Origin of the sequence: Bradyrhizobium lablabi (assembly GCF_018131005.1) — a bacterium.
GTDB lineage: Bacteria > Pseudomonadota > Alphaproteobacteria > Rhizobiales > Xanthobacteraceae > Bradyrhizobium > Bradyrhizobium lablabi_D.
The window spans coordinates 66,389-89,889 of sequence record NZ_JAFCJK010000014.1; the positions used below are offsets into that span (position 1 = coordinate 66,389).

The 23,501-nt window shown below is 63.9% G+C and carries 23 protein-coding genes; 12 read left to right on the top strand and 11 right to left on the bottom strand.

Annotated elements, in window-relative coordinates:
• Positions 1 to 103: 103 nt before the first annotated feature.
• The 7 genes from JQ553_RS30885 to pqqA all read right to left on the bottom strand — a co-directional run bounded on the left by JQ553_RS30885 (position 104) and on the right by pqqA (position 5,280).
• Positions 104 to 775, bottom strand: a complete 672-nt coding sequence (locus tag JQ553_RS30885) for a DUF4286 family protein (protein ID WP_212503840.1) — start codon at positions 773 to 775, stop codon at positions 104 to 106.
• A gap of 71 nt (positions 776 to 846) precedes the next feature.
• Entirely contained in the window at positions 847 to 1,845 is a 999-nt protein-coding gene (gene pip, locus JQ553_RS30890) for a prolyl aminopeptidase (protein WP_212503841.1), read from the bottom strand.
• Entirely contained in the window at positions 1,835 to 3,046 is a 1,212-nt protein-coding gene (gene pqqE / locus JQ553_RS30895) for a pyrroloquinoline quinone biosynthesis protein PqqE (protein ID WP_212503842.1), read from the bottom strand. The genes pip and pqqE overlap by 11 nt, the downstream gene beginning before the upstream one ends.
• A complete protein-coding gene (pqqD, locus tag JQ553_RS30900; RefSeq protein WP_212503843.1) occupies positions 3,043 to 3,351 on the bottom strand; it encodes a pyrroloquinoline quinone biosynthesis peptide chaperone PqqD in 309 nt (102 codons plus the stop codon). Before pqqD ends, pqqE begins: the two co-directional genes overlap by 4 nt.
• A gap of 8 nt (positions 3,352 to 3,359) precedes the next feature.
• Entirely contained in the window at positions 3,360 to 4,115 is a 756-nt protein-coding gene (gene pqqC, locus JQ553_RS30905; RefSeq protein WP_212503872.1) for a pyrroloquinoline-quinone synthase PqqC, read from the bottom strand.
• Between the two features lie 20 nt (positions 4,116 to 4,135).
• The gene (gene pqqB / locus JQ553_RS30910; RefSeq protein ID WP_212503844.1) at positions 4,136 to 5,065 is read right to left on the bottom strand and encodes a pyrroloquinoline quinone biosynthesis protein PqqB; all 930 of its coding nucleotides are present in this window, start codon (positions 5,063 to 5,065) and stop codon (positions 4,136 to 4,138) included.
• A 134-nt stretch (positions 5,066 to 5,199) separates the two neighbouring features.
• The gene (pqqA, locus tag JQ553_RS30915; protein WP_035635412.1) at positions 5,200 to 5,280 is read right to left on the bottom strand and encodes a pyrroloquinoline quinone precursor peptide PqqA; all 81 of its coding nucleotides are present in this window, start codon (positions 5,278 to 5,280) and stop codon (positions 5,200 to 5,202) included.
• 330 nt (positions 5,281 to 5,610) lie between these two features.
• On the opposite strand from pqqA, the gene JQ553_RS30920 reads away from it, so the two are divergent.
• The 8 genes from JQ553_RS30920 (at position 5,611) to JQ553_RS30955 (ending at position 14,299) form a co-directional block, all read left to right on the top strand.
• Positions 5,611 to 5,868, top strand: coding sequence for a DUF6894 family protein (locus tag JQ553_RS30920; protein ID WP_212503845.1), 258 nt, complete (start codon positions 5,611 to 5,613; stop codon positions 5,866 to 5,868).
• 166 nt (positions 5,869 to 6,034) lie between these two features.
• Positions 6,035 to 7,309, top strand: a complete 1,275-nt coding sequence (locus JQ553_RS30925) for a sorbosone dehydrogenase family protein (RefSeq protein ID WP_212503846.1) — start codon at positions 6,035 to 6,037, stop codon at positions 7,307 to 7,309.
• A 113-nt stretch (positions 7,310 to 7,422) separates the two neighbouring features.
• On the top strand, positions 7,423 to 7,992 hold the full coding sequence (locus JQ553_RS30930; protein WP_212503847.1) for a c-type cytochrome: 570 nt from the start codon (positions 7,423 to 7,425) through the stop codon (positions 7,990 to 7,992).
• Between the two features lie 121 nt (positions 7,993 to 8,113).
• Entirely contained in the window at positions 8,114 to 9,505 is a 1,392-nt protein-coding gene (locus JQ553_RS30935; RefSeq protein WP_212503848.1) for an amidase family protein, read from the top strand.
• 11 nt (positions 9,506 to 9,516) lie between these two features.
• Positions 9,517 to 9,993, top strand: coding sequence for a glutathione peroxidase (locus JQ553_RS30940; RefSeq protein ID WP_212503849.1), 477 nt, complete (start codon positions 9,517 to 9,519; stop codon positions 9,991 to 9,993).
• Positions 9,990 to 10,259, top strand: a complete 270-nt coding sequence (locus JQ553_RS30945) for a DUF3297 family protein (RefSeq protein ID WP_212503850.1) — start codon at positions 9,990 to 9,992, stop codon at positions 10,257 to 10,259. The genes JQ553_RS30940 and JQ553_RS30945 overlap by 4 nt, the downstream gene beginning before the upstream one ends.
• A 143-nt stretch (positions 10,260 to 10,402) precedes the next feature.
• Positions 10,403 to 11,572, top strand: coding sequence for a mandelate racemase/muconate lactonizing enzyme family protein (locus tag JQ553_RS30950; RefSeq protein ID WP_212503851.1), 1,170 nt, complete (start codon positions 10,403 to 10,405; stop codon positions 11,570 to 11,572).
• 309 nt (positions 11,573 to 11,881) lie between these two features.
• The gene (locus tag JQ553_RS30955) at positions 11,882 to 14,299 is read left to right on the top strand and encodes a TonB-dependent siderophore receptor (protein WP_212503852.1); all 2,418 of its coding nucleotides are present in this window, start codon (positions 11,882 to 11,884) and stop codon (positions 14,297 to 14,299) included.
• A 192-nt stretch (positions 14,300 to 14,491) separates the two neighbouring features.
• Here the strand turns inward: JQ553_RS30955 and JQ553_RS30960 are convergent, their stop codons facing one another.
• A complete protein-coding gene (locus JQ553_RS30960; protein ID WP_212503853.1) occupies positions 14,492 to 15,844 on the bottom strand; it encodes a malonyl-CoA decarboxylase in 1,353 nt (450 codons plus the stop codon).
• A 112-nt stretch (positions 15,845 to 15,956) separates the two neighbouring features.
• On the bottom strand, positions 15,957 to 16,757 hold the full coding sequence (locus JQ553_RS30965) for a helix-turn-helix domain-containing protein (RefSeq protein WP_212503854.1): 801 nt from the start codon (positions 16,755 to 16,757) through the stop codon (positions 15,957 to 15,959).
• 74 nt (positions 16,758 to 16,831) lie between these two features.
• Between JQ553_RS30965 and JQ553_RS30970 the strand changes: the two genes are divergently transcribed.
• From JQ553_RS30970 to JQ553_RS30985, 4 genes are all read left to right on the top strand, one after another.
• On the top strand, positions 16,832 to 18,010 hold the full coding sequence (locus tag JQ553_RS30970) for an MFS transporter (protein ID WP_212503855.1): 1,179 nt from the start codon (positions 16,832 to 16,834) through the stop codon (positions 18,008 to 18,010).
• Between the two features lie 248 nt (positions 18,011 to 18,258).
• Positions 18,259 to 19,839, top strand: a complete 1,581-nt coding sequence (locus tag JQ553_RS30975; RefSeq protein ID WP_212503856.1) for an SUMF1/EgtB/PvdO family nonheme iron enzyme — start codon at positions 18,259 to 18,261, stop codon at positions 19,837 to 19,839.
• A gap of 72 nt (positions 19,840 to 19,911) precedes the next feature.
• Entirely contained in the window at positions 19,912 to 20,337 is a 426-nt protein-coding gene (locus JQ553_RS30980) for a DUF4399 domain-containing protein (RefSeq protein ID WP_212503857.1), read from the top strand.
• A gap of 157 nt (positions 20,338 to 20,494) precedes the next feature.
• Positions 20,495 to 21,244: a transporter substrate-binding domain-containing protein gene (locus JQ553_RS30985; RefSeq protein ID WP_249144707.1), complete on the top strand. Its 750-nt coding sequence runs from the start codon at positions 20,495 to 20,497 to the stop codon at positions 21,242 to 21,244.
• Between the two features lie 33 nt (positions 21,245 to 21,277).
• On the opposite strand, the gene JQ553_RS30990 is transcribed toward JQ553_RS30985, so the two are convergent.
• Both JQ553_RS30990 and JQ553_RS30995 read right to left on the bottom strand, forming a co-directional pair.
• Positions 21,278 to 22,078, bottom strand: coding sequence for an extracellular solute-binding protein (locus JQ553_RS30990; protein ID WP_212503859.1), 801 nt, complete (start codon positions 22,076 to 22,078; stop codon positions 21,278 to 21,280).
• Positions 22,079 to 22,198: 120 nt separating this feature from the next.
• The gene (locus JQ553_RS30995; RefSeq protein ID WP_212503860.1) at positions 22,199 to 23,422 is read right to left on the bottom strand and encodes a polyhydroxyalkanoate depolymerase; all 1,224 of its coding nucleotides are present in this window, start codon (positions 23,420 to 23,422) and stop codon (positions 22,199 to 22,201) included.
• Positions 23,423 to 23,501: the final 79 nt, after the last annotated feature.

The following is a 23,501-nucleotide window of genomic DNA, read 5'->3' on the forward strand; positions in this document are numbered from 1 at the left end:
AATTGCCCCACCATCGGCATTCGCGCGGCTGACCTGCGTTTGGCGTTAATCTCGAACTGCGATGCGGCAGTGCAGCATAGGCGCGCCTGCCGCATCGGAGGTGCTAGCTACGTGAAAGATCGCTTTTCGCGAGATCCCAGAGCAGCCGATAGACGCCGCTGCTGATGACGAGCGGTTTGAATGCGATGTTGCCGGTGATGCGCGCGACCGCGGCGGGGACCGCGTTCACATCCGTCGCGTCTGCCAGCACGAACCAGTCGCCGGCGCCGGGATCGGCCTTGGCGGCATCCGCCGTGAGCGGCTTTGACAGGACGGGATCGTTCTCCAGCAGATGCATCGAGATGATGCCGTCGAGCGGAGCGGGGTCGAGCTGCTCCCGCAAAGCTGTGCGCAGTCGGTCGGCGCCATCGCCGGGTGGCCGCAAGCGGATAATGCCAAGTGCAGCACCCCTGCCGGCGCCGCGGCTGATGGTAATGCGCGCGACACCGCGGATCATGTTCTCAAAGCGCGCGATGTTGGTCTTCGACCACTCGGTCTGGTTGGCGAGTGCCGTGCGATAGGCGGGGCTATCCAGTACCTCGAAGGTCGCAGTGGAGTAGAGGCTCAGATATTTCGGCTTGCCGTCATCGGCGACGTAGCGCCGGGCTTCCGTGAAGCCGTCGATGGCAACCCGTTCTTCGATATGTTCGCGGTCGTACCAGCGATTGAATTCAGCCTCGTGTACGGGATCGACGTCCATCGATGTCAGCAGCATGCCCCGTCCGGCAATCGGCATGATTTGCTCCTGTTTGCCTGTTTGATTACCGACTATCGCCGAAGCGCGCGATCAACGGAAGCGCCACGGGTTCAAGCCGAGGGATTCTGGTTCAGCTTGGATGCGATGTCGGCGGTCGCGCGCATCACCGCGTCGCGGATGCCCGGATCGTACAAGATGTGGCCGGCGCCATCGATGACGCGTACCTCGCAGCCCGGCCAGCGCGCGGCGAGCGCGTGGGAGGTCGCCGGCGGGCACAGCAGGTCATAGCGGCCCTGCACAATGATGCCGGGAATGCCGGCGAGCCTGCCGGCATTGTCGATGAGCTGGTTCGGCTGCATGAAGCAGTCATTGGCGAAATAATGCGCCTCCATGAACGGCGTCGAGGGCAGGGAGCCGGGCGCTTTCAACGACGCGAGGTCGAGCCGGACGCGGCTCGGGCGGTGCTCGGAGAGTGCGCGCTCGGTGTCATGCCAGGCGCGCGCGGCCGGACCGTGCACGGCGACGTCGGGATCAAGGATGCGGCGAAAATAGGCCTCGTGCGGTTGCGCGCGTTCCTCCGGTGGCAGCACGGCGAGGAAATCCTCGTGCAGGACGGGATAGAAGCGAGGCAGCGATTGCAGGAAGGCAGCTTCGAGTTCCTGGCGCGTGCCGAGGAAGGTTGCGCGCAGCACGATGCCGCTGACGCGCTCAGGATGAGCTTGAGCATAAGCGAGCGCCAGTGTCGCCCCCCAGGAGCCGCCGACCAGCATCCAGCGTGTGAAGCCGAACCGTTCGCGGATCGTCTCCATATCCGCGATCAGATGCGGCGTCGTGTTGTGCTCACGGCCGCCTTTCGGCCGGCTTCGGCCGCAGCCGCGCTGGTCGAACAGCACCGCGTGGAATCTTTCAGGATCGAATAGCCGGCGGTGGTCCGGCTGGCAGCCGCTGCCGGGGCCGCCATGCAGATAGACCGCGGGAATGCCGCCTTCGCGCCCGACGCTTTCGACATGGATGTCATGGCCGTCGCCGACCGGGATCAATTCCGATGTCAGCGGCGCAAACGGATCGGAACGCCTGGTCGCGCGGCCTGTGCCGGCGTCAGGCGCCATCGCTGTCGCTTTCTATCTCGAGCGTGCCGCCGGCGAAGTTGCGGTAGAGGAAGCGGTTCTGCTCGGCCGCCGCCTCGCACTCCGCCTGCTTGAAGATCTCCTCATGCCGCGGCGACAGCGCGCAAGCCGGGTCGGTATTCCCGGCGTCGCCGGTAAGCGCAAAGGCCTGGCAGCGGCAGCCGCCGAAATCGACCTCGCGGAATTCGCAGGATTTGCACGGTTCGGGCATCCAGCCCGTGCCGCGATAGCGGTTGAAGGCTTCCGAATTCTGCCAGATCCATGCGATCGAATGGTTGGAACGCACGGATTCGAATTCGAGCCCGGTAATGCTCTCGGCGGCGTGGCAAGGCAGCACCTTGCCGGCCGGCGAGATGTTGAAGAATTGCCGGCCCCAGCCACCCATGCATTTCTTCGGGCGCAGCGCGTAATAGTCCGGCACCACATAGTCGATCGCGAGCGTGCCCTTCAGCCGCGCCTGCGCTTCCTCGACGATGCGGCTGGTCTCCTCGATCTGCGCGATCGTCGGCATCAGCGCGGCGCGATTCTTCAGCGCCCAGCCGTAATACTGCACGTTGGCGACCTCGAGCCGGTCGGCGTCGAGATCGACCGCCATCTGGATGATGTCGGGGAGCTGATGCAAATTCTGCCGGTGCATCACCGCATTCACCGTGAGCGGCAACTCGAGCTCGCGCGTCCACTTCGCGACCTCGAGTTTCTTCCTGTGTGAATCCTTCAGCCCCGCGACGCGGTCGGCGACGACAGGCTCGTTGCCCTGGAAACTGATCTGCACGTGGCAAAGGCCGGCATCGGCCAGTGCCGCGAGCCTTTCCTTTGTCAGCAGCACGGCAGACGTGATCAGGTTGGAATATAGACCGACGTCGGTTGCGTGCTGCACGAGTTCGACCAGATCCTTTCGCGCGGTCGGCTCGCCGCCCGAGAAATGGATCTGCAGCACGCCGAGCGCGGCGAGTTCGCTCAAGACCCTCTTCCATTCCTCGGTCGTGAGCTCGGTGCTGCCCCGATCGAGCTCGACCGGATTCGAGCAATAGGGGCATTGCAGCGGGCAGCGGTGCGTGAGCTCGGCAAGCACCGCGAGCGGAATGCCGTAGGTTTCCGCAGCGGAGCGGCTGCTCTCCAGCACCGCGAGCCCGTCGCTCGGGCCGGCCGCGGCCATGTTGTTGTCGGCGAGCGTGTCACTCATGGTGCGTTCTCGCGCGCTTCAGTGAGAAAGCCCTTGTCGGCGAGGTCCTGCAGCATGGCGATCACGTCGCTTGAGATCGCCTCGCGCGGGGCGGCGTATTTTGTCGCCAGCATGTCGATCATGTCGGAGACGCTGCGTACGCCGTCGCAGAGCTTTAAGACTTCCACCGCGATCTCGTCCGGCGCCAGCACGCGCTCCGGCGCCAGTATCACCCAGACCTGTCGCGTCTCGTCGAATTTCAACTTGGCGTGGCGCGGCAGCCTGGGCCGGCTGGTCTCGCTGACACTGATGTTGCGGCTCGCCATGGTATGTCCTAGCTCGTCTTTGGCACGAAAGCGCCGGGCGGAATGTGGCCGTCGACATAGGCGTGATAGAGCGCGTCGAGCTGCACCCACAGCACGTTGGTCTTGAAGATCAGCGCGTTGCAGACCGCCTCGCGCTCGGCCGGTGTCTTCGCATGCTGTTTGACATATTCCAGCGCAAAGCCGGCGTCACGCGGCGCCTGCTGCAGGCGGCGGCTGAAATAGCTCATGATGTCGGGATTGACGAAGTCGTAGTGCTTCAGCATCCCCGCGATGCGCTCCTCGTGCAGGTTCGGCGCGAACAATTCGGTCAGCGAGGAGGCGATCGCTTCCAGCGGGGTGCGGTCGCGGCAAAAATGCACGTAGGCCTCCACCGCAAAGCGCGTCGCAGGCAGGATGCCTTCGGTCGACTCCACGTAAGCCGTATCGAGCCCGAGGCCTTCGGTCAGCTTGAGCCAGCGATCGATGCCGCCTTCATTGCCGAGATCGCCGTCATGATCCTCAATGCGGTGGCGCCACTCGATCCGGGTCTTGCGATCGCGAAAGCGGGTGATCACCATCGCGTCCTTCAGCGGGATCGTGCTCTGGTAGTAGTAACGGTTCAGTGCCCAGGCCTGCACCTGGCCCTTGTTGAGCTTGCCGCCGTGCAGCAACCGGTGGAACGGGTGCAGGCTGTGATAGCGCGTCGCGCCGATCTGGCGCAGCGTCGCCTCCATCTCCTCGGCGCTGTTGAGCGTGATGCCCCTGCCGATCGAGAGCGCGGTCATTCCACTTGCAGGCACGACATTCACAGCACGATCTCCGTTCCGTCGGAGGGGATTTGCCACCCGGCCTGTTCGGCGGCCTTGCGCTCGGCTGACGCGTACAGCAACGCCGGGTTGGAGTTGTTGATATGCAAAAACACTTTTCGCCCGATGTCGAGGCCGGCGAGGCTTGCGATCGCGCCGTGATCGCCGGACATCGCGATATGGCCCATGCCCTGGCCGGTCTTGTTGCCGAGCCCCGCCGCGATCAACTCGTCGTCGCGCCACACCGTGCCATCGAAGAACACTAGCGGGGCGCCCTTGAGACGCTCCCTGAGATCGTCGGTTACGCGAGCGCAGGCCGCCAGGAAATAGAAATATTTGCCGCTGCGCCGGTCTGCAATGCGCAGGCCGAGCGTATCACCGACGCCATCGGCGCCCGCCGGATGCGCCTTGCCCTCGAGGTACCATGCGCCCTTGCCGGGAACCGCGAACGGCAGCACCTCCAGTCCCGAAGGTGAGCCGTCGGGCAAAGCGGGCTCGAAGGCCTGGTCGATTTCGACCGGCTGCCGCTTGACGTTCTTTTCACTCAGCACGTTGAAGATGCTGTTGGAGCCCAGGATCGCCAGCACGCGCTCATGCGCGTAGATCGTAAACGGCGAGCCCTCGCGCATCGACAACAGGCCTGCGACAGCATCGATCTCGCCATTGGTCAGGATCACGCCGGCGATCGGGCTGTGCCGCAACGCACCTTCTCTCGGATGCAACTGCGGCGTCGCGATCAGTTGCTGGCGAAGGTCAGGAGAGGCGTTGACCAGGAACCAGTGCGCGCCGTCGCCGCTGACCGCGATCGAGGCCTGGGTGCTCTGCAATTCCGGATGATTGTTGCGTGCGCTCTCGCACACCGGGCACCCGCAGTTCCATTGCGGAACGCCACCACCGGCCGCGGCGCCCAGGACGACGACGCGAAACATGACCCGGCTCCTGGCGAAATGACGTTGGCCCAAAATGCTGCGAGGTGGACTCCGCACCCGAAACGCGCTCCCGCGTGGGGGCGCGTCGAGCCCGGACGTCCACCTGCGCTAGACGTATATAAGGGCGCTGCCGCTTACTTGCGGGTCGCGCACATATACATGTTGATTTCCATGCCGACCGATACTTCGACGATCTTCGGCGCTTTCCAGGCCATCTGGCTCTCTCCCTTTTTTGCCACCGGACGAACTTCCGCCCTCACGGACAAACTACTGCTCCTGAAAAAGTTCGCTAGTTAAATTTTCTGTAAGGTTGCGTTGCGGCACGTATGTTGCAACGCGGCGAACAGGTCGCGAGGCTTCACGATGTTGTGCGTGCGTTCCCCTCAAAACCCCGTGCAATCAGACCTTTTTCCAGTTGTTCGCTTTCGACAGAGCGATGATCTTGGAGGGGGGAGCGAGGTGGGAAGGCCTCCTCCCGAGGTCTTAGTCACGATTTTTGTTTTGGCCCTCTGCGACGGGGCGCCCAACTGAGCCGAGTTCCGCAGATGCCACGTTACTTTTTCAACACCCGTATCGGCGACGAGCTGATTTCCGACCCGGATGGCGAAATCCTGCGGGATCCCCATCGTGCCTGGGAGATGGCGCGAGCCATGATTCGCGAGTTGCTGAAGACCGAGGGCGCCGATGGCGCGCTGTTGGACGCAGTCATCGAAGTCACCGATGATGAGGGCGACATCGTGCTGGAGTTTCCGTTCACCGAAGCGATCATCGATTGTCCGGATCGCTCGATCAGGCGGCACTGACGCGCGGCGCGTCGCCCACCGCTTTGACGTCCCATGCGGTCGTTGTTTCGGCGATGTTTCCGATTGCATTTGTCCGGACAAATTTGGAGACTGCGACGCGGGATAGCCGCTGGCGCCGGTTGTCAGCGCCAAGCAAGACGGCTTCCGCGTAGGGGAGAAATACAACATGATGAATTGTTCGTTCGCGCCGCGCAGCTTGCTGCTGGCCGGTGCATTCTTCGGTGCATTCACGTTCGGTGCCGCCGCGCAGCAGCCGGCCAATCCGCCCGCGGCCGGTGCAGCGCCCGCCGCCCAGCCGCTGCCGCCGGGCTCGCCCATGATCGGGCGTCCGGACAATGAGGCGGCCGCAAAGCTTGCTCCGGTGGCGCCGCCGCCGCTCGCGGCCGCACCCGACAAGCTGCCGCTCGCCAAGTTGAAAGTGCCGGCCGGATTCAACGTCGAGGTCTATGCCGCCGGCATGGCCAATGCACGCTCGATGGCGCAGGGCGACAAGGGCACGGTGTTCATCGGCAGCCGCCTCGTCGACAAGGTCTATGCCATCGTCAACAAGGACGGCAAGCGCTCGGTCAAGGTGATCGCCTCCGGCCTCTATCGCCCGAACGGCGTCGCCTTCAAGGACGGCACGCTCTACATCGCCGAGCTATCCAAGGTCTCCAAGATCGACAGGATCGAAGACAATCTGGACAACCCGCCGAAGCCGACCGTCATCTACGATAATCTGCCGAAGGACGAGGCCCATGGCTGGAAGTTCATCGCCATCGGTCCCGACAACAAGCTCTACGTCCCGGTCGGCCAGCCCGGCAACAACGTGCTGCACGACGACGCCCACGGCCAGATCCGCCGCATGAATCTCGACGGAAGCGGCGCCGAGGTCTACGCGCTCGGCGTGCGCAACACGGTCGGCTTTGACTGGAATCCGGAAAACAAGCAGATGTACTTCACCGACAACGGCCGCGACTGGCTGTCGGAAACAGTGCCGGAGGACGAGCTCAACCGGGTCGCCAAGGCCGGCGAGGATTTCGGCGCGCCGTTCTGCTATCAGGGCAACATCATCGACCAGGAGCTCGGCTGGGGCAAGGATTGCAAGAACTACACCGCGCCGGTCGGCCTGATGGGCCCGCACACGGCAGCGCTCGGCATGCGCTTCTACACCGGCAGCATGTTCCCGAAGTCGTACAAGAACGCGATCTTCATCGCGCGCCACGGCTCCTGGAACAAGTCGCAGAAGCAGGGCGGTGATATCGTCGTCGTCAAGCTGAACAAGGACGGCACCGTGAAGTCGATCGAGCCGTTCCTGACCGGCTTCCTCGAGGACAACAAATATGTCGGCCGTCCGGTCGACGTGATGCTGCTCAAGGACGGCTCGCTGCTCGTCTCCGACGACTGGAACGGTGCCATCTATCGCATCACCTACGGCAAATCGAAGGTCGCCGCAAAGTAACAACCAACAACGTCATTCCGGGCTGGTGCGCCAGCGCCAGACCCGGAATTTGGCGATTCCGCGTTCGATGTTGCGCATCGCCCCGGAATGACTGGAAATGCCAGGAGCGAACGATGCGTAAGATGACGGTCCCCGCGCTCCTGCTTGCGTCCTTTGCGTTTTCCACGAACGCAGAAACCATTCAGGAACGAGCCGCGCCGTGTTTTGCCTGTCACGGCGAGCATGGCACGTCGGAAACCGAGAATACGCCTTCGCTTGGCGGCCAGCAGGCGCCCTATGCGCTGATCCAGCTCTTCATGTTCCGCGAGAAGCTGCGTGTGTTCGAGCCGATGAACGAGATGGCCAAGTCGCTCACCGACGACGATCTCAGGGCCTTCTCGGACTTCATCGCGACGCTGCCCAAGCCGGCGCCGCCGGCCGATGCCGGCGATGCCGCGCGGATGGCGCGTGGTCAGGCGCTCGCGCAGCAGAACCACTGCAACTCCTGCCACAACACCGACTACTCGGGTAAGGAGAACGTGCCGCATATCGCCAATCAGCGCGAGGACTACCTCGCCAAGACGCTTGCCGAGTACAAGGACAACAGCCGTCATGGCTATGACGCCACAATGGCCGACGTGATGCAGCCGGTCACGAAGGAGCAGATCGCCGATCTCGCCTATTACATTGCCCATTACCGCTGACGCCCTGGGCAGCGGGCCGCCGGACTCCCGCGGTGCCAAGGCATGGTGAAGTCAGGTTCGGAAAACCGCTGCACTCCCTGTCGGATCATGCTCTAAAGGCGGGCGTTACATGGAGTGTCACATGCAGGATCTTTGGCGTCTGTCGGCTGCGGAGCTGGCCAGCCTCATCAAATCCGGAAAGGTCTCGGCGAAGGAGGCGGCGGAGGCGGGGCTTGCCCGGCTCGACGCGGTCAACCCCAGGATCAACGCGGTGGTCGATCACCGGCCGGCCGACGTGCTGGCGCAGGCCGCCCGCATCGATGCCGCGATTGCACGCGGCGATGACATCGGTCCGCTGGCCGGGGTGCCCGTCACTGTCAAGGTCAACGTCGACCAGGAGAACTTTGCCACCACCAACGGGCTGACGCTGCAGCGCGACGTGGTCGCCAAGGTCGACAACCCCGTGGTCGCGAATTTGCGCAAGGCGGGCGCCGTGATCCTCGGCCGCACCAATTGCCCGGCATTCTCCTATCGCTGGTTCACGACCAATCTCATTCACGGCGACACCAAGAACCCGCGCGACCCGGCGATCACGCCGGGCGGCTCGTCGGGCGGGGCGGGCGCCGCGGTTGCGGCCGGCATCGGCCACATCGCGCATGGCACCGATATCGCCGGTTCGATCCGCTATCCGGCCTATGCCTGCGGCGTGCACGGCCTACGGCCGAGCATGGGCCGCATCCCGGCCTTCAACGCTGCGCTGCCGGAACGCACGATCGGCCCGCAGATCAGCGCGGTCTCCGGCCCACTCGCGCGCACCGTCAACGATCTCCGCATCTCGCTCGCCGCAATGGCGGCGCACGATTCCCGCGATCCCTGGTACGCGCCGGCGCCGCTCGAGGGGCCGCCTGCGGAAAAGCGCGTCGCGATGTGCCTCAATCCCGACGGTTTGAACCCGGTTTCCGAAGTGAAGGCCGCGATCGCCGACGCGGCCAGGCGCCTGGAGCGGGCGGGGTGGACTGTGGAAGAGATCGCCGACACGCCGCCGCTGCGCGAGCCCGCCGAGCTGCAGACAAGGCTTTGGCTTGGCGACGGCTATGAGGCGCAGTTGGAGGCCGCTGAGCGCGAGGGCGATCCCGGCGCGCTCGCCTGCCTGCGCGGCAACCGCGCCAAGGTGCATCCGTTCGACCTCTCGAAGACGCTGATCCGGCGTGCAACGCTGACGCGCGAGTGGTTCGCTCTGTTCGAAAGATATCCGGTGCTGCTGATGCCGGTGTCCGGCGAATTGCCGTTCCCCGACCAACTCGATCGCAAGGACGAGGCGTCGTTTGCGCGGGTGTGGCATGCGCAATTGCCGCAGATTGCCATTCCCTTCATGGGACTTCCCGCGCTAACCGTCTCCACGGGACTGGTCGGCCGGAGTCCCGTCGGCGTGCAACTGGTCGGCGGCCGTTACCGCGAGGACCTCTGCCTTGCCGCGGGCGAGGCGATCGAGGCCGCCGGCACGCCGTCGGCGGCGATCGATCCGGTGAGCTAGCGAGAAGGACCATGCCAAGCGTCTATGATTTCACGGCCGAATCCTTGGCCGGCGAGGACGTACCTCTGCAGCGGTTCGAGGGGCAGGTGCTCTTGATCGTCAACACCGCCAGCGCGTGCGGATTCACCCCGCAATACAAGGGGCTGCAGGAGCTGCACGCCGCATTGTCGCCGCGCGGCTTTGCCGTGCTCGGCTTTCCCTGCAACCAGTTCGGCGCGCAGGAGCGTGGCGACGCCAGGCAAATCGCCGAGTTTTGCCAAACCAACTACGCCGTGACGTTTCCGATGTTCGCCAAAATCGACGTCAATGGCGCCAACGCGCATCCGCTGTACGACTACCTGAAGCGGGAGAAATCGGGCCTGCTCGGATCCTCGATCAAATGGAATTTCACCAAATTCCTGGTCGCCCGGTCCGGCAAGGTGATGGCGCGCCATGCGCCCACCGTTCGGCCCGAAGCATTGAGGAATGATATCGAGGCCTTGCTATGAGCGACATCGACGAAACCACTCCCGACCAGCTGCCGGATCGCCTGTCGGTCGACCCGAACAGTCCCTATTACAACGCGGAGATTCTCGCGCGCGACATTGGCATCCGCTTCAAGGGCATCGAGAAGACCAATGTCGAGGAATATTGCGTCAGCGAAGGCTGGGTGCGCGTCACCGCTGGTAACGCCAAGGACCGCTACGGCAATCCGCTGACCATCAAGGTCCACGGCCCGGTCGAGCCGTATTTCCGCGACAAGGCGAAGTCTTGACGCGAATCCGCCGCAGCAATCATTGCGAGGAGTGACGCGGCGAAGCAATCCATTCTTCCCATTCGGCACAATGGATTGCTTCGCTTCGCTCGCAATGACAGTGCGGCGGGAACTTGAGCCGCAACCTGGAAAGCACCAACACTATGTCCGTCCGCATCGTCGATGTCCGCGAGGTGACGAAACCGATCTCCTCGCCGATCCGCAACGCCTATATCGATTTCTCCAAGATGACCTCGAGCCTGGTCGCCGTCGTCACCGACGTCGTGCGCGACGGCAAGCGGGTGGTCGGTTACGGCTTCAATTCCAACGGCCGCTACGGCCAGGGCGGCCTGATCCGCGAGCGCTTTGCGCCGCGGCTCCTCGAGGCCGATCCGAAATCGCTGCTCGACGCCGCTGGCGACAATCTCGATCCGGACAAGATCTGGTCCACGCTGATGTCGAACGAGAAGCCGGGCGGCCACGGCGAGCGCTCGGTCGCGGTCGGCACCATCGACATGGCGGTGTGGGACGCGGTGGCGAAGATCGCGGGCAAGCCGCTGTTCCGCCTGCTTGCCGAGCGCCATGGCCTGACCGCCAATCCACGCGTATTCGTCTATGCCGCCGGCGGCTACTATTACCCGGGCAAGGACCTCGCGGCGTTGCGCAAGGAGATGCGTGGCTATCTCGACCGCGGCTACAACGTCGTGAAGATGAAGATCGGCGGCGCGCCGCTCGCGGAGGATCGCGAGCGCATCGAGGCGGTGTTGAAGGAGATCAGCAGCGATGCGCAGCTCGCTGTCGACGCCAATGGCCGCTTCGATCTGGAGACCGCGATCGGCTACGCCAAAATGCTGCGGGAATATCCCCTGTTCTGGTACGAGGAGGCCGGCGATCCCCTCGACTATGCGTTGCAGGCGGCGCTTGCGGAGTTCTATCCGGGAGCGATGGCGACCGGCGAGAACCTGTTCAGTCACCAGGACGCGAGAAATCTGATTCGCTACGGCGGCATGCGGCCCGACCGCGATTGGCTGCAATTCGACTGTGCGCTGTCCTACGGCCTCTGCGAATATCAGCGCACGCTTCAGGTGCTGAAGACCCATGGCTGGTCGGCGAGCCGCTGCATTCCGCATGGCGGCCACCAGATGTCGCTCAACATCGCGGCCGGCCTCGGGCTCGGCGGCAATGAGAGTTATCCCGACCTGTTCCAGCCCTATGGCGGCTTCCCGGACGGCGTCCGCGTCGAGCGCGGCCACATCACGATGCCCGACCTGCCGGGTATCGGTTTTGAGGGTAAGTCGGACCTCTATGCGGAGATGAAGGCGCTCGCGGCCTGACGCAGTTTTTGTCGGAGATTCGACAGTTTAGAACCGCTACAATCTAGAATCTGTACAAGCAAAGCGGCGCGCGAGCGCCGCTTTTTGTTTCGCGCCGTGAACGCGCAGATCAACGGAAGCCGTTTGTTTTTCTGAGCTTCTCGAATTTGTGACGATTGCGCGTAGCCCGCCCGATCATTCGTCTCGATTTTATTCCGCGATCACGGAGAAGTTTTTCCGGCTGCGTCATCTGGACGCGTAACACGCCGCTTCTCTAGAGGACCACGCATCGCCTTCGGGGAAAGGCGGGAGTTGCTTGGGGACGGCGTCATGACCATCAAACCACAATCGCAGACCAGACGCGGCATCGCTGCGATCGCGAAGTTGTCGCTGCTCACGGCAAGCAGCCTCGCTCCAGGCATTCCGCTCGCGATGTCTGCCGCGCAGGCGCAGTCGACGCAGGGACAGAGCGGCGCTTCCTCGCTGCCGCCGGTCACTGTCACCGCTCCGGACGGGCAACGCCGCCGCAATGCGCCGGCCGCATCGCGCACCACGAATGCTGCGCGCAGCCGCCGGACGCAGACGGCACGGCGGCCGGAAACTGCGGCGGAGCCGAAGCCCTTCGCGCAGTCACAGGATGTCCGCACCGGCACGTCAGGCTATTTTGCCAACAGCACATCGGTCGCGACCAAGACCAACACGCCGATCATCAACATCCCCCAGACGCTCAACGTCGTGACCAGGGAACTGATCCGCGACCAGAACTCCCAGAATCTCACTGACGTCACCCGCTACGTCCCCGGCGTCGCGGTGCACCAGGGCGAAGGCAACCGCGACGAGCTCGTGATCCGCGGCGTCGACTCCAGTGCGAACTTCTTCGTCAACGGCTTTCGTGATGACGTGCAGTATTTCCGCGACCTGTACAACGCCCAGAGTGTCGAGGTGCTGAAGGGTCCGAGCGCGCTGACCTTCGGCCGCGGTGCCGGCGGCGGCCTGCTCAACCGCACGCTCAAGGAGGCCGACGGCAACCGCGTCTACGAAGCCACCGCACAGACCGGCTCGTGGGGCGACCGCCGCGTCACGCTCGACGCCGGGCAGGCCATCAACGACAACGTCGCGGCCCGACTGAACCTGATGTACGAAGGGTCGGACGCGTTCCGCGATTTCAACCACCTGGAGCGCTACGGCATCAATCCGACGGTGACGCTGAAGCCCGACGACGACACCAAGGTGAAGCTGAGCTACGAATACTTCCACGACGGCCGCACCTCCGACCGCGGCAATCCTTCGCAGGCGCTTCCGGGCGGGGCGACGCGCTTCAATCCGACGACGCCGTTCGCGCCGAACGGCGACCTCTCGGTGTTCTTCGGCAGCCCGAGTCTCAACACCGCGCAAGCGACCGTGCAGACAGGGATGGCGGTTATCGAGCACGATTTCGGAAACGGGCTGACCGGCAGGAACGGCACCATCGTCGCCGACTACAAAAAGTTCTATCAGAATGTCTATCCGACCGGCGGGCCACTCTCGGGTGCTGTGGATCCGACCGACACCTTCTTCAATCTCGGCGCCTATCAGCATACGACCGATCGCGATAACGTCTTCAACCAGACCGATTTCACCTACAAGACCTGGACCGGCCCGGTATTCCACACGCTGGGGTTCGGCACGGAATTCGGCCGCCAGACCGGTGTGGATATCCGCAATACTGGCCTGTTTCCGAACGGCACACCGACCGGCATCAACACCATCACGCAGAATCCGTTTGCGCCGACCTATTTCGGCACGGTAACCTTCGTTCATCACTTCACGGCTACGGACGATGGCGACGGCGTCAAGTCGCCGGACTCCAACAGCAAATACGGCCTCAACATCCAGTCGGCCTACGCGCGGGATACGATCGAGATCAATCGCGGGCTGCAGCTGATTGCCGGTGCGCGCTTCGACCGGTTCGACATGGCGTCCACCGACATGAACACTAACATCAACCGCAGCCGCGTCGACAATCTGGTGTCGCCGCAGGGTGCCGTGATCATCAAGCCGATCGACGCGATGTCGGTCTACACCGCCTACAGCGTCTCTTACCTGCCTTCATCGGGCGACCAGTTCAGCGCCCTCACAGACGGCACCCTGATCCTTCAGCCGCAAAAATTCCAGAACGTCGAAATCGGCATGAAGTGGAACATCAATCCGAAGCTTCTGCTGCAGACAGCGGTGTACGACCTGCAACGGACCAATCAGCCGATTCCCGTCCCCAACGCCCCGACGGGCTCAGGGCTCGCCATTCCCGACGGCGCCACAACGTCGCGCGGCTTCGAAGTCAGTCTGAACGGTTACATCACCGACCGCTGGCAATCGCAGCTTGGCTATGCCTACACCGACGCGCGCATCGCCAAGGACCTGACGGCCTCGGGGGTGTTGCCGCCGATTGTGGCGGGAAACCGCGTTCAGCTCGTGCCGTACAATCAGTTTGCCTGGTGGAACAAGTATCAGTTCACGCCGATGTGGAGCGCGGCGCTGGGCGTCATCTACTTCGGCGATTCCTTCGCGACCAACGACGACACTGTTCGCCTGCCGAGCTTCGTCCGGTTCGACGCTGCGGTTTATGCCAAGATCGACGAGACCTGGAGCGCGCAGCTCAACGTCGAGAACGTCTTCAACAAGGGCTATTGGGCATCCGCCGACGGCGACAACAACATCTCCCCGGGCCAGGGCCGGACGGTCCGCTTGATGGCGAGAGCGAAGTTCTGAGCAGCCGGTCTGACGAGCGGGACGGTGATCGCAACATCGCCGTCAGTGCGAGGAGCTCCCGACAAAATCGCGAAGCAATTGCGCTGAAGCGACGAAGCAATCCATCCCTCCGCGGTGAGAGTGGATTGCTTCCGCCTTCGCCAAGGCTACGGCGGACGAGTCGCTTCGCTCGCTATGACGGGGAAGTCGACCCTACGACAACCGCATATCGAGCAGCCTGCGCCCTTCGCCCTTGATGAGCTTCTTCACTGCGCTCGAGGCGATCACCTCGCCGGTGTTGGCGTAGGCCTCGTGGTTCTTCTCGATATCGTCGAGGCGGTAGAGATAGTTGACCATAACGCCAGCGGATTCACGCAGGCCCTTCGGGGAAACGTCGCCAAGCCAGTTGATTCGCTCCAGCCGGGCGCCGTTGCCGAGATGGAAACGTGCGACCGAGTCGATCAGCCGGCCCTTTGGCGTGCGCGCCTTGAGGAAATAATACGCTGCGAGCGGCTCGACCACGGTGCGCAGTTGCGACGTCAGTTCGGCGTTCTCGATCCAATCGGGCTTGTCGAGGCTTTCCAGCAGCGTCCGCTCCTCGTCGGTGACAGGAACGTCCTTGGCCTCCTTCAGCCACTGCATGAAGCCAGGCACCGGCGACAGCGTCACGAAGGTGTCGAGCTTCGGCAGTTCGCGGCGCAGTTCCTCGACAACCTGCTTGATCAGGAAACTGCCGAAGGAAATGCCGCCGAGTCCGCGCTGGGTGTTTGAGATCGAATAAAACACGGCGGTGCGGGCGCGCTCGATCGGCACCGGCTGGCGCTCCTCGGCAAGCAGCGGGGCGATCGCACCAGGAATCGTTTCGGTCAGCGCGACCTCCACGAAGATCAGGGGCTCGTCTGCCAATGCCGGATGGAAGAAGGCGTAGCAGCGGCGGTCGACCGGATCGATGCGCCGGCGCAGGTCATTCCAGTCGCGGATCTCGTGCACGGCTTCATAGCGGATGATCTTTTCCAGAATATTGGCCGGAGACGACCAGTCTATCCCGCGCAGCACGAGAAATCCCCTGTTGAACCAGGACGAGAGCAGATGAACGACGTCGCGGTCGAGCGTTGCGAGGTCCTTGTTGCCCTTCATCAATGAAAGCAGATCCGAGCGCATCGACACGAGGTCGCTGGTGCCGCCCGGCGCGCGGTTGAGCCGGCGGATCAATTCCTGCCGGCGCGGTTCGGAGGCGAAATGCAAATCGCTCGCATCGTCGCCATCGGCTTGCGTGCGCCAGTGTTCGATCGCCTGGGCAAGCCGTGCCTGGTCGGGACCGTAATCGTTGGCGAGAGCCTGGAAGAAACACAGGCGACCGGCGGCATCGAGATGATGATAGCGGTCGAGCACCTCGCGCGCCATCGCGGTGCCGGATGCCTCGCCGCGGCCCGACAGCAACGCTTCGCACAATTCGAGCAGCTCGCAGGCGTCCTGCTTGTCGTTGGCGGCACTGGCCCGGCCGAGCAGGATGCGGCCGCGTTCTGAGATGGTGGAGAGCAGATCGGAGAAGTAGGCGTTGGCCATTGGCGGGGCGTATCCGGATGATGCCGAACCTTACATCGATTTAAGGCCGAGGGGACCGGAATCAAGCGCATGGAGTGTACAGAAATATGTCAGGACTCGACAAAGGTATAATTCAGGCCTTCTCCGCGAACTCCGTCGGCGTCTTGCCGGTCACCTGGCGGAAGGCGTGGGAGAATGCCGGCATGCTGGCATAGCCGAGGTCAGCGGCGACCTGCTTGACCGAGACGTTCCCGGCGGTCGACAGCCGCTCGATCGCCGCCGCGATGCGCGCGCGCTGGCACCAGCTCTTGAAGCTCAATTGAGTCTCCGCCGAGAACAGCCGCGACAAGGTCCGCGCCGAGGTGCCGACCTCGCGAGCCAGCGTCTCGATGTCGTGATCCCGTGTCGGATCCGACAGCACGATGTCGGCGGCGCGGCGGCAGCGCGGCTCCTGCGGCAACGGGATGAAGGTCGCGGAGTCCTCGGCGCGGTGCAGCTCCAGCATCACGAGCTTGATCAGGATTTCGGTGCGCTCCCGGCCGTTGTCCGGGTCGAACAGCGCGAGGATCGCCTGGTGCAGCAGCGGCGACACCCGCACGACGAATTCGCTGTCGAGGCTTTCGCTGCGCTCCTCGCGCGCAAGCCAGGCCTGGTCGAAATAGAGCGTCCGCATCTCGATGTCGGCGAGCACGTCGATCGCATGCGCGAGCAGGGCAGGGACCCACACCGCACGATCCGGCGGCACCAGCCAGCGGCCCTTCGGCGTCGTCACCTGCATGGTGCCCTTGGCGGCATAGACCAGTTGGGCCTCGCGGTGCATGTGGGTGTCGAGTCGCACGCCCTTGCCATAGTTGCGCGCGACGAGGTGCACGCCATCGCCGGTCGTGCGCTGGCCCTTGAGAATTGCGGCAATTGGCAGCTCGGCGATAGTCATTGGCGGCATCCCGTCAGGACAAGCACCTATAACCTATTTCGCATCCGTTGAGGATTCGAGTTAAGGACTGTCCCATGAACAGCCCCGGCAGGGTGATCGGCTTCGTCAACGCCGCCCATTTCATCGATCACTATTCAATGCTGATCTTCGCTGCCGCCGTCATCGTGATGGGGCCGGCGCTCGGCATGGCCTACTCGGAACTCCTGCCCTATGCGACGCCGGGCTTCGTCGCCTTCGGCGCCGGCTCACTGCTCACCGGCTGGCTCGGCGACCGTTGGAGCCGCCGCCACATGATGGTGATCTTCTTTGTCGGGATCGGGCTATCGATGATCTCGGTCGGCTTCGTGCAAACGCCGCTGCAGCTCGGCGCGGCGCTGCTCGCAATCGGTATCTTCGCCTCGATCTATCACCCCGTCGGCACCGCCATGATCGTGTCCTATGCCGACAGGCTCGGCCGCGAAATGGGGATCAACGGCGTCTGGGGCAATCTCGGCGTCGCCTCTTCGGCGCTGGTCACCGGCGTGATCGGCCAGTATTTCGGCTGGCGCTGGGCCTTCATCGTGCCCGGCATCGTCACCGTGCTGCTCGGCATCGCTTTCGCGATGACCGTGATGCATGAGGATCGCAAGGGCAGCAGGCAGGCTGCCGCGCAGGCACGTGTTGCCAAGGAAGACATGTGGCGGGTGATCGTGTCACTCTTGATCGTGGTGATCGCGATCTCGACCACGTTCAATGCGGTCACCGTGGCGCTGCCAAAGCTGTTCGCCGAACGGCTCGCCGATCTGACAAGGAGCCCGGCGCTGCTCGGCGTGATCGCGGCCGGTGTCTACGTGTTCGGCGCGATGACGCAGTACACGATCGGCCGGCTATTGGATCACTACTCTCTGAAGGCGGTCGCGCTGCCGCTGTCGTTCATGCTGGCGCCGTTCCTTTATCTCGCCGCAAGCCTCTCGAACCTGCCGCTGATCGTGGTCTCGATCGGAATCGTGATGGGAGCCTTCGGCCAGGTGACGGTCAACGATGCCATGGTCGGCAAATACACCACCGAGGAATGGCGCTCGCGCGCCTATGCGGTGCGCTACTTTGTCGGCTTCACCGCGGCGGGCGCATCGGTGGGTCTCGTCGCATGGCTCTACGAGCAGGGCGGCTTCGCCACGATGCTGCATGCCTTCGCCGCGCTTTGCCTGCTGGCGATCGCGGCCGCGATTATTCTCCCACGCGAAATCAGGACGCCTGCCGCGCAGGCACCTTGACCGCGGTGACGTTTTGCTGCGCTATTTAAGGTTGATCCGGATAACTGGCAGCATCCACCGCGAGCGGGCCGCGCTCACGCGCCGCACAATTGTGCGTGAACCTTCTCCAATAGTCCGTGAACCTATTCCCAGAGTCCGTGAACTTGTTCCGACCCGGCGGTGTGGTACTCTGTGCAAGGGTTTCGGGGACTCAGGCGCCTGTCGCGCCTCGATCACTGCTATCCGTGGTTTGTGGAGCCGCCCGACCTATGGGAGAAATTCGCGATTTCAAGTCAGGCAAGTCCGGCAGGCCGCCGTCCGACGACGCGGCGCCGCGGCGCCTTGCTGCGATCGTTGCGGGCGACATCGCCGGCTACAGCAGGCTGATGCAGCTTGACGAAGAGGGTACGCATAACCGCGTCAAGCGGATCCAGCGCGATCTCATCGAACCCACCATTGCCGAACACCACGGCAAGCTGGTCAAGACCACCGGCGACGGTTTCTTTGCGATGTTCGACAGTCCGGTCGAGGCTGTCAGATGCAGCATCGTGATCCAGCAGAACCTGGTCGGCCGCAATGCCGCGGTGCCGAAGCACTTCTGGATCGAGTACCGGATCGGGGTCAATCTCGGCGACATCATCATTGAGCCCGACGACATCTATGGCGACGGTGTCAATGTGGCCGCGCGTCTGGAGGGGATTGCTGCGCCGGGCGAGGTCTACATCTCAGGCGGCATCTACGAGCAGATCAAGCACAAGATGGTCTGCGGCTACGAGTCGCTCGGCGACCGCAAAGTCAAGAACATCACTGACCCGGTCCGCGTCTATCGCGTGCTGCCGGACGCCGCGGCGTACAACCGGACGCGAAAGCGTCGCGAGAATATCCTGATCGGCCTGCTTGGCCTGTCGATTGCGATCATTGCCGGCGGTGCGCTCTGGTACATGCTGGCGCAACGGGGCAAACCGAGCCAAGTGGCGCTGGCGCCGACCGCGTCTCCCGCGCCATCGCCAACGGTGGCGCCGAAGCAGCCGGAAGCGACGCCTGCCCCAACGCAGGTCGCGCCGAGTCCGGCTCCCGCGCCGAGCGCCGCTCCTTCGCCCCAGCCCCAGCCCCAGCCCCAGCCAGCGCCCGCGGCGAGCCCGTCCGCGGCAGCGCCGCCGGCTGCGGCATCCGGGCCGGAGCCCGAAATGGTTTCCGTGCCCGGCGGCAGCTTTTCGATGGGCAGCAATGACGACGTGTCGGAGCGGCCGATCCACCGGGTAACGGTGAGGCCGTTTGCGATGAGCAAATACCCGATCACGGTGCGCGAATGGAATGCATGCGCGGGGGCCAAGGCCTGCGGCTTTACGGCGACCGGCAAGGACGACGCGCCGGTCACGAACGTGAGCTGGACCGACGCCAAGCAATATGTGACGTGGCTCGCCGACCGCACCAAGAAGGCGTACCGGCTTCCGAGCGAGGCCGAATGGGAATTCGCGGCGCGCGGCGGCACGCAGACCAAATATTGGTGGGGCGACCAGATGCAATCGGGCGCGGCTAGTTGCAAGGATTGCGGCGGCGACGCCAGCGCGGAGCAGCCCCTCAAGGTGGGCAGCTTCAAGCCCAATCCGTTCGGCCTCTACGACATGGGCGGAGGGGTCGATCAGTGGGTCGAGGATTGCTGGCACCGGAATTACCAGGGCGCGCCGGCCGATGGTGCGGTCTGGCAGGGCGGCGAGTGCTCGTCCCACGTCATCCGCTCCGGCTCCTGGCGGAATGACGCGCGCTATGTCCGCCCGGCCAATCGCGACAATTACGACGCCAACGTTCGATATCCGACCCATGGCTTCCGGGTCGCGCTGTCACCCTGAAGCATGATCCGGAGGCGCGGAAAGCGGCTTCCGAGGAGATCATGCTCAAACGTCAGGTCCTTGGAGGGGGCGATGAAGACTTCACGTTCGATCCTGCTTGCGGCGGCGGTGGCGCTGCTCGCGGGTCCCGCCAGCGCGCAAAACAAGCCGGCGCCACCTGACGCCAAGCTGTATTTCATCTGGCCGCGCGACGGGGTGACCGTCAGGGGCACGTTCTGGTGCCGCTTCGGCTTGCGCAACATGGGCGTGACCCATGCCGGCGACGACTATGCGAACAGCGGCCATCATCACCTCCTGGTCGATGTGAATGAGCCCCTCAATACGAACGAGCCGATTCCATCGGACAAGTCGCATCTGCACTTCGGTGCGGGCCAGACCGAGACCCGCATGGAGCTGCCTCCCGGCAAGCACACGCTGCAACTGGTGCTCGGCGACGCCAAGCACTATCCGTTCAGCCCGCCTGTCGTCTCCGAGAAGATCACCATCCGCGTCAGGTAGACCGCGGCGATAGCCTTCTTGTGCAATCTTGCAGTTGCGCGGACCCCCCGCATGGGGTTTGTTGCCCGCCGAGCCGGGCATCAGATCCGGCGTGGAGGAAAGTCCGATGTCTCATCCATTGTCGCGTCTGGCTGGCCTAGCCCTGGGAGTGATGATCATGGCCGCGCCTGCCAATGCCGATACCCTGAAGGACGAGATTGCGCCGACCGGCAAGCTGAGGGTCGCGATCGCGATCAGCCCGGCGGGCGGTGCGTTCTGGTCGACCAAGAGCGAGGCTGGCGGCTATGCCGGCGTCCCTGTCGATCTCGGCAGGGAGATGGCGGCGCAGCTCGGCGTACCCGTTGAGTATGTCGCGCACCAGAACTCCGGACAGATCACCGACGCCGCGGCCAAGAACACCTGGGACGTCACCTTCCTGCCAAAGGATCCCGAGCGCGAGAGCAAGATGAGCTTCGGCCCGATCTACGAGGTTGCGGACGCAACCTACATCGTCAAGCCGGGTTCGACGGTGACGAATTTTGCAACCCTCGACCAGGACGGCATCAAGGTCGCCGCCGTCAATAACACCACCACCATGCGCGGCGCGATCGCGCATCTCAAGCACGCCAGGGTCACGGGCTATCAGACCTATGACGAGATCTTCAATCTCCTGAAGAATGGCGAGGTCGATGCCTTCGCGCTGTCGCGCGACCAGCTCAACGCGATGGCGAAGAAGATTCCCGGCACGCGGGTGCTCGATGAGACGTTCAAGCAGACCGTGACCGCGGTCGCCGTGCCGCTCAACCATCCACTCGCCGCGGCCTTCGCCGCCAAGTTCGTGACGGAAGCGACCGCCAACGGCACGCTGCGCAAGGCCTATGACAATAACGGCCTGAAGGACACGCCGATTCGGACCCAGACGAAGTAGCGCCGATTTTTGATAGTCGAGTAGCAGGCACTCCTAATGCGTCGCGCCTGCCGGGATCGGATCGAGGCCGCTGTTGACCAGCGCGTCGCGCGCTTCCGGCGAGCCGAGAAAGCTGATCAGCGCCTTGCCGGCGTCGGGCGACTTCGAAGCCGTGGCAATGCCGGCGGAGAACACCGTGATCTTCTGCAAGGGCTCCGGCAACGGGCCGATGATGTCGATGCCGGCGACGGGCTTGAGCTCGGAGATCTGCTGGAGGCCGATCTCAGCCTCGTCATGGGCGACGATCTCGCCGACCGGGGTCGCCGGAATCTTCCGCGCCTTGTCCTTCATCTCGGCGGCAATGCCGAGCTTGTCAAACATCTCTGTCGAGACATAGACGCCGCTGGCGCTGTCGGAATAGGCGATCGATTTCGCCGACAACAATGCCCGCTTCACGGCGTCGGCCGAGCTAATGTCAGGCCTCGGTGCGCCAGACTTCACCGCGATTCCGATCGGTGATTTGACGAGATCGACGCGGCTGTCGGCCACGACCTTGCCCTGCTTGATGAGGTCGCCGAGCGCGTAGCCGACCATGATCAGCACGTCCGCCGGCTCGCCGCGTTCGAGCCGCACCGGAATGGCGTTGACCGTCGTTCCCATCGATGGACCGTAGGCGGTCACGACCTTGTGTCCGGTCTTGCGCTCGAACTCCGGCACCAGCGCCTTGTAGGCGGCGGTGAGCCCGCCCGAGATCATGACGTGGATTTCGGCGGCGGATGCGGTTGTGGCGAGGACGAGGACGAGGACGCCGACAAAGGCGAGCGCAAGGGTGCGGAAGTGAGTTGAGGGGCGCATGAAAGTTTTCTCCGGGACGATTCTTGAGCGGGTCGTCGTGCCGGGACACTACTGCGTGGGGGGAGGCGTGGCTAGCCGTCGGCAACCGTCACTGCGTTGATGGAGTTGCCCGCTTACGACTCACGAATTCACATGCACGAAATCCCGCAGCAGCGGGTAGATATCGTTGTTCCAGCGCTTGCCCGAGAACACGCCGTAATGGCCGACGCCGGCCTGCATGTGGTGCACCTTGCGATAGGTGCGCACGCCGGTGCAGAGGTCCTGCGCGGCGAGCGTCTGGCCGACCGAGCAGATGTCGTCCTTCTCGCCTTCCACGGTCATCAGTCCCATGCGCTTGATCGCGGCCGGGTCCACCGGGCGGCCGCGGTGCATCAGCTTGCCCTGCGGCAGCAGATGCTCCTGGAACACGTCGCGGACCGTCTCGATATAAAACTCCGCCGGCAGGTCCATCACGGCGAAATATTCGTCGTAGAAAGTCTTGATCACCTCGGCCTTCTCGGTCTCGCCCTTGGCGAGATGGTTGGCGAGGTCGACGTGCTGCTTGATGTGCCGTTCGAGGTTCATCGATACGAACGCCGCAAGCTGCACGAAGCCGGGATAGACCTGGCGCAACGCGCCTTTGCACTGGAGCGGCACGAAGTTGATCAAATTGTCCCTGAACCACTTGATCGGTTTGCTTTTGGCGAAAGCATTGACCTTGGTCGGCTGGATCCGCGTGTCGATCGGGCCGGCCATCAGCGTCAGCGAGGCCGGGCGTGCCGGATGGTTGTCCTCCGACATCACGGCGGCCGCGGCGAGCGCCGAGACCGAGGGCTGGCAGATCGCCACCATGTGGGCGCGGGGGCCGAGCTTGGCGAGGAAATCGATCAAATGGTCGGTGTAATCCTCGAGCCCGAAGCGTCCGTGGCCGGACGGGATGTCGCGCGGGTTGTGCCAGTCGGTGATGTAGACGTCGTGGTCCTGCAGCAGCGTCTTCACGGTGCCGCGCAACAGCGTCGCGAAATGGCCGGACATCGGCGCTACAAGCAACAGGCGAGGCTGCTCCGGCGCATCGGGTTTCGCGAAATGCAGAAGCGACCCGAACGGCGTCGCGTAGGCTATCTCTTCGGTCACCTGCAATTCCCTGTTGCCGACCGTCACGCTGCCGATGCCGTAGTCGGGGCGGGTGTAGGTCAGGCTGGAGCGGGAGATCAGTTCGAGGGCGGCCGCGAGCCGCCCGAACGCGCGCTCCGAGGCGCCCAGCGGCACCAGGTTGAGGTATTTCAGCGCCGCCGCGGCCCCGGTCCGCCATGGCGCCGTGAGGTCCACATGATTCTGATAGGCCTGGTACAACATTGGCATCATACGCATCCACCCTTGCCGGTGGTGCCATGCAATATCGACGCCAAAAGCGAGGGCAGGCCGCCCGGTGAATTGGCACGTC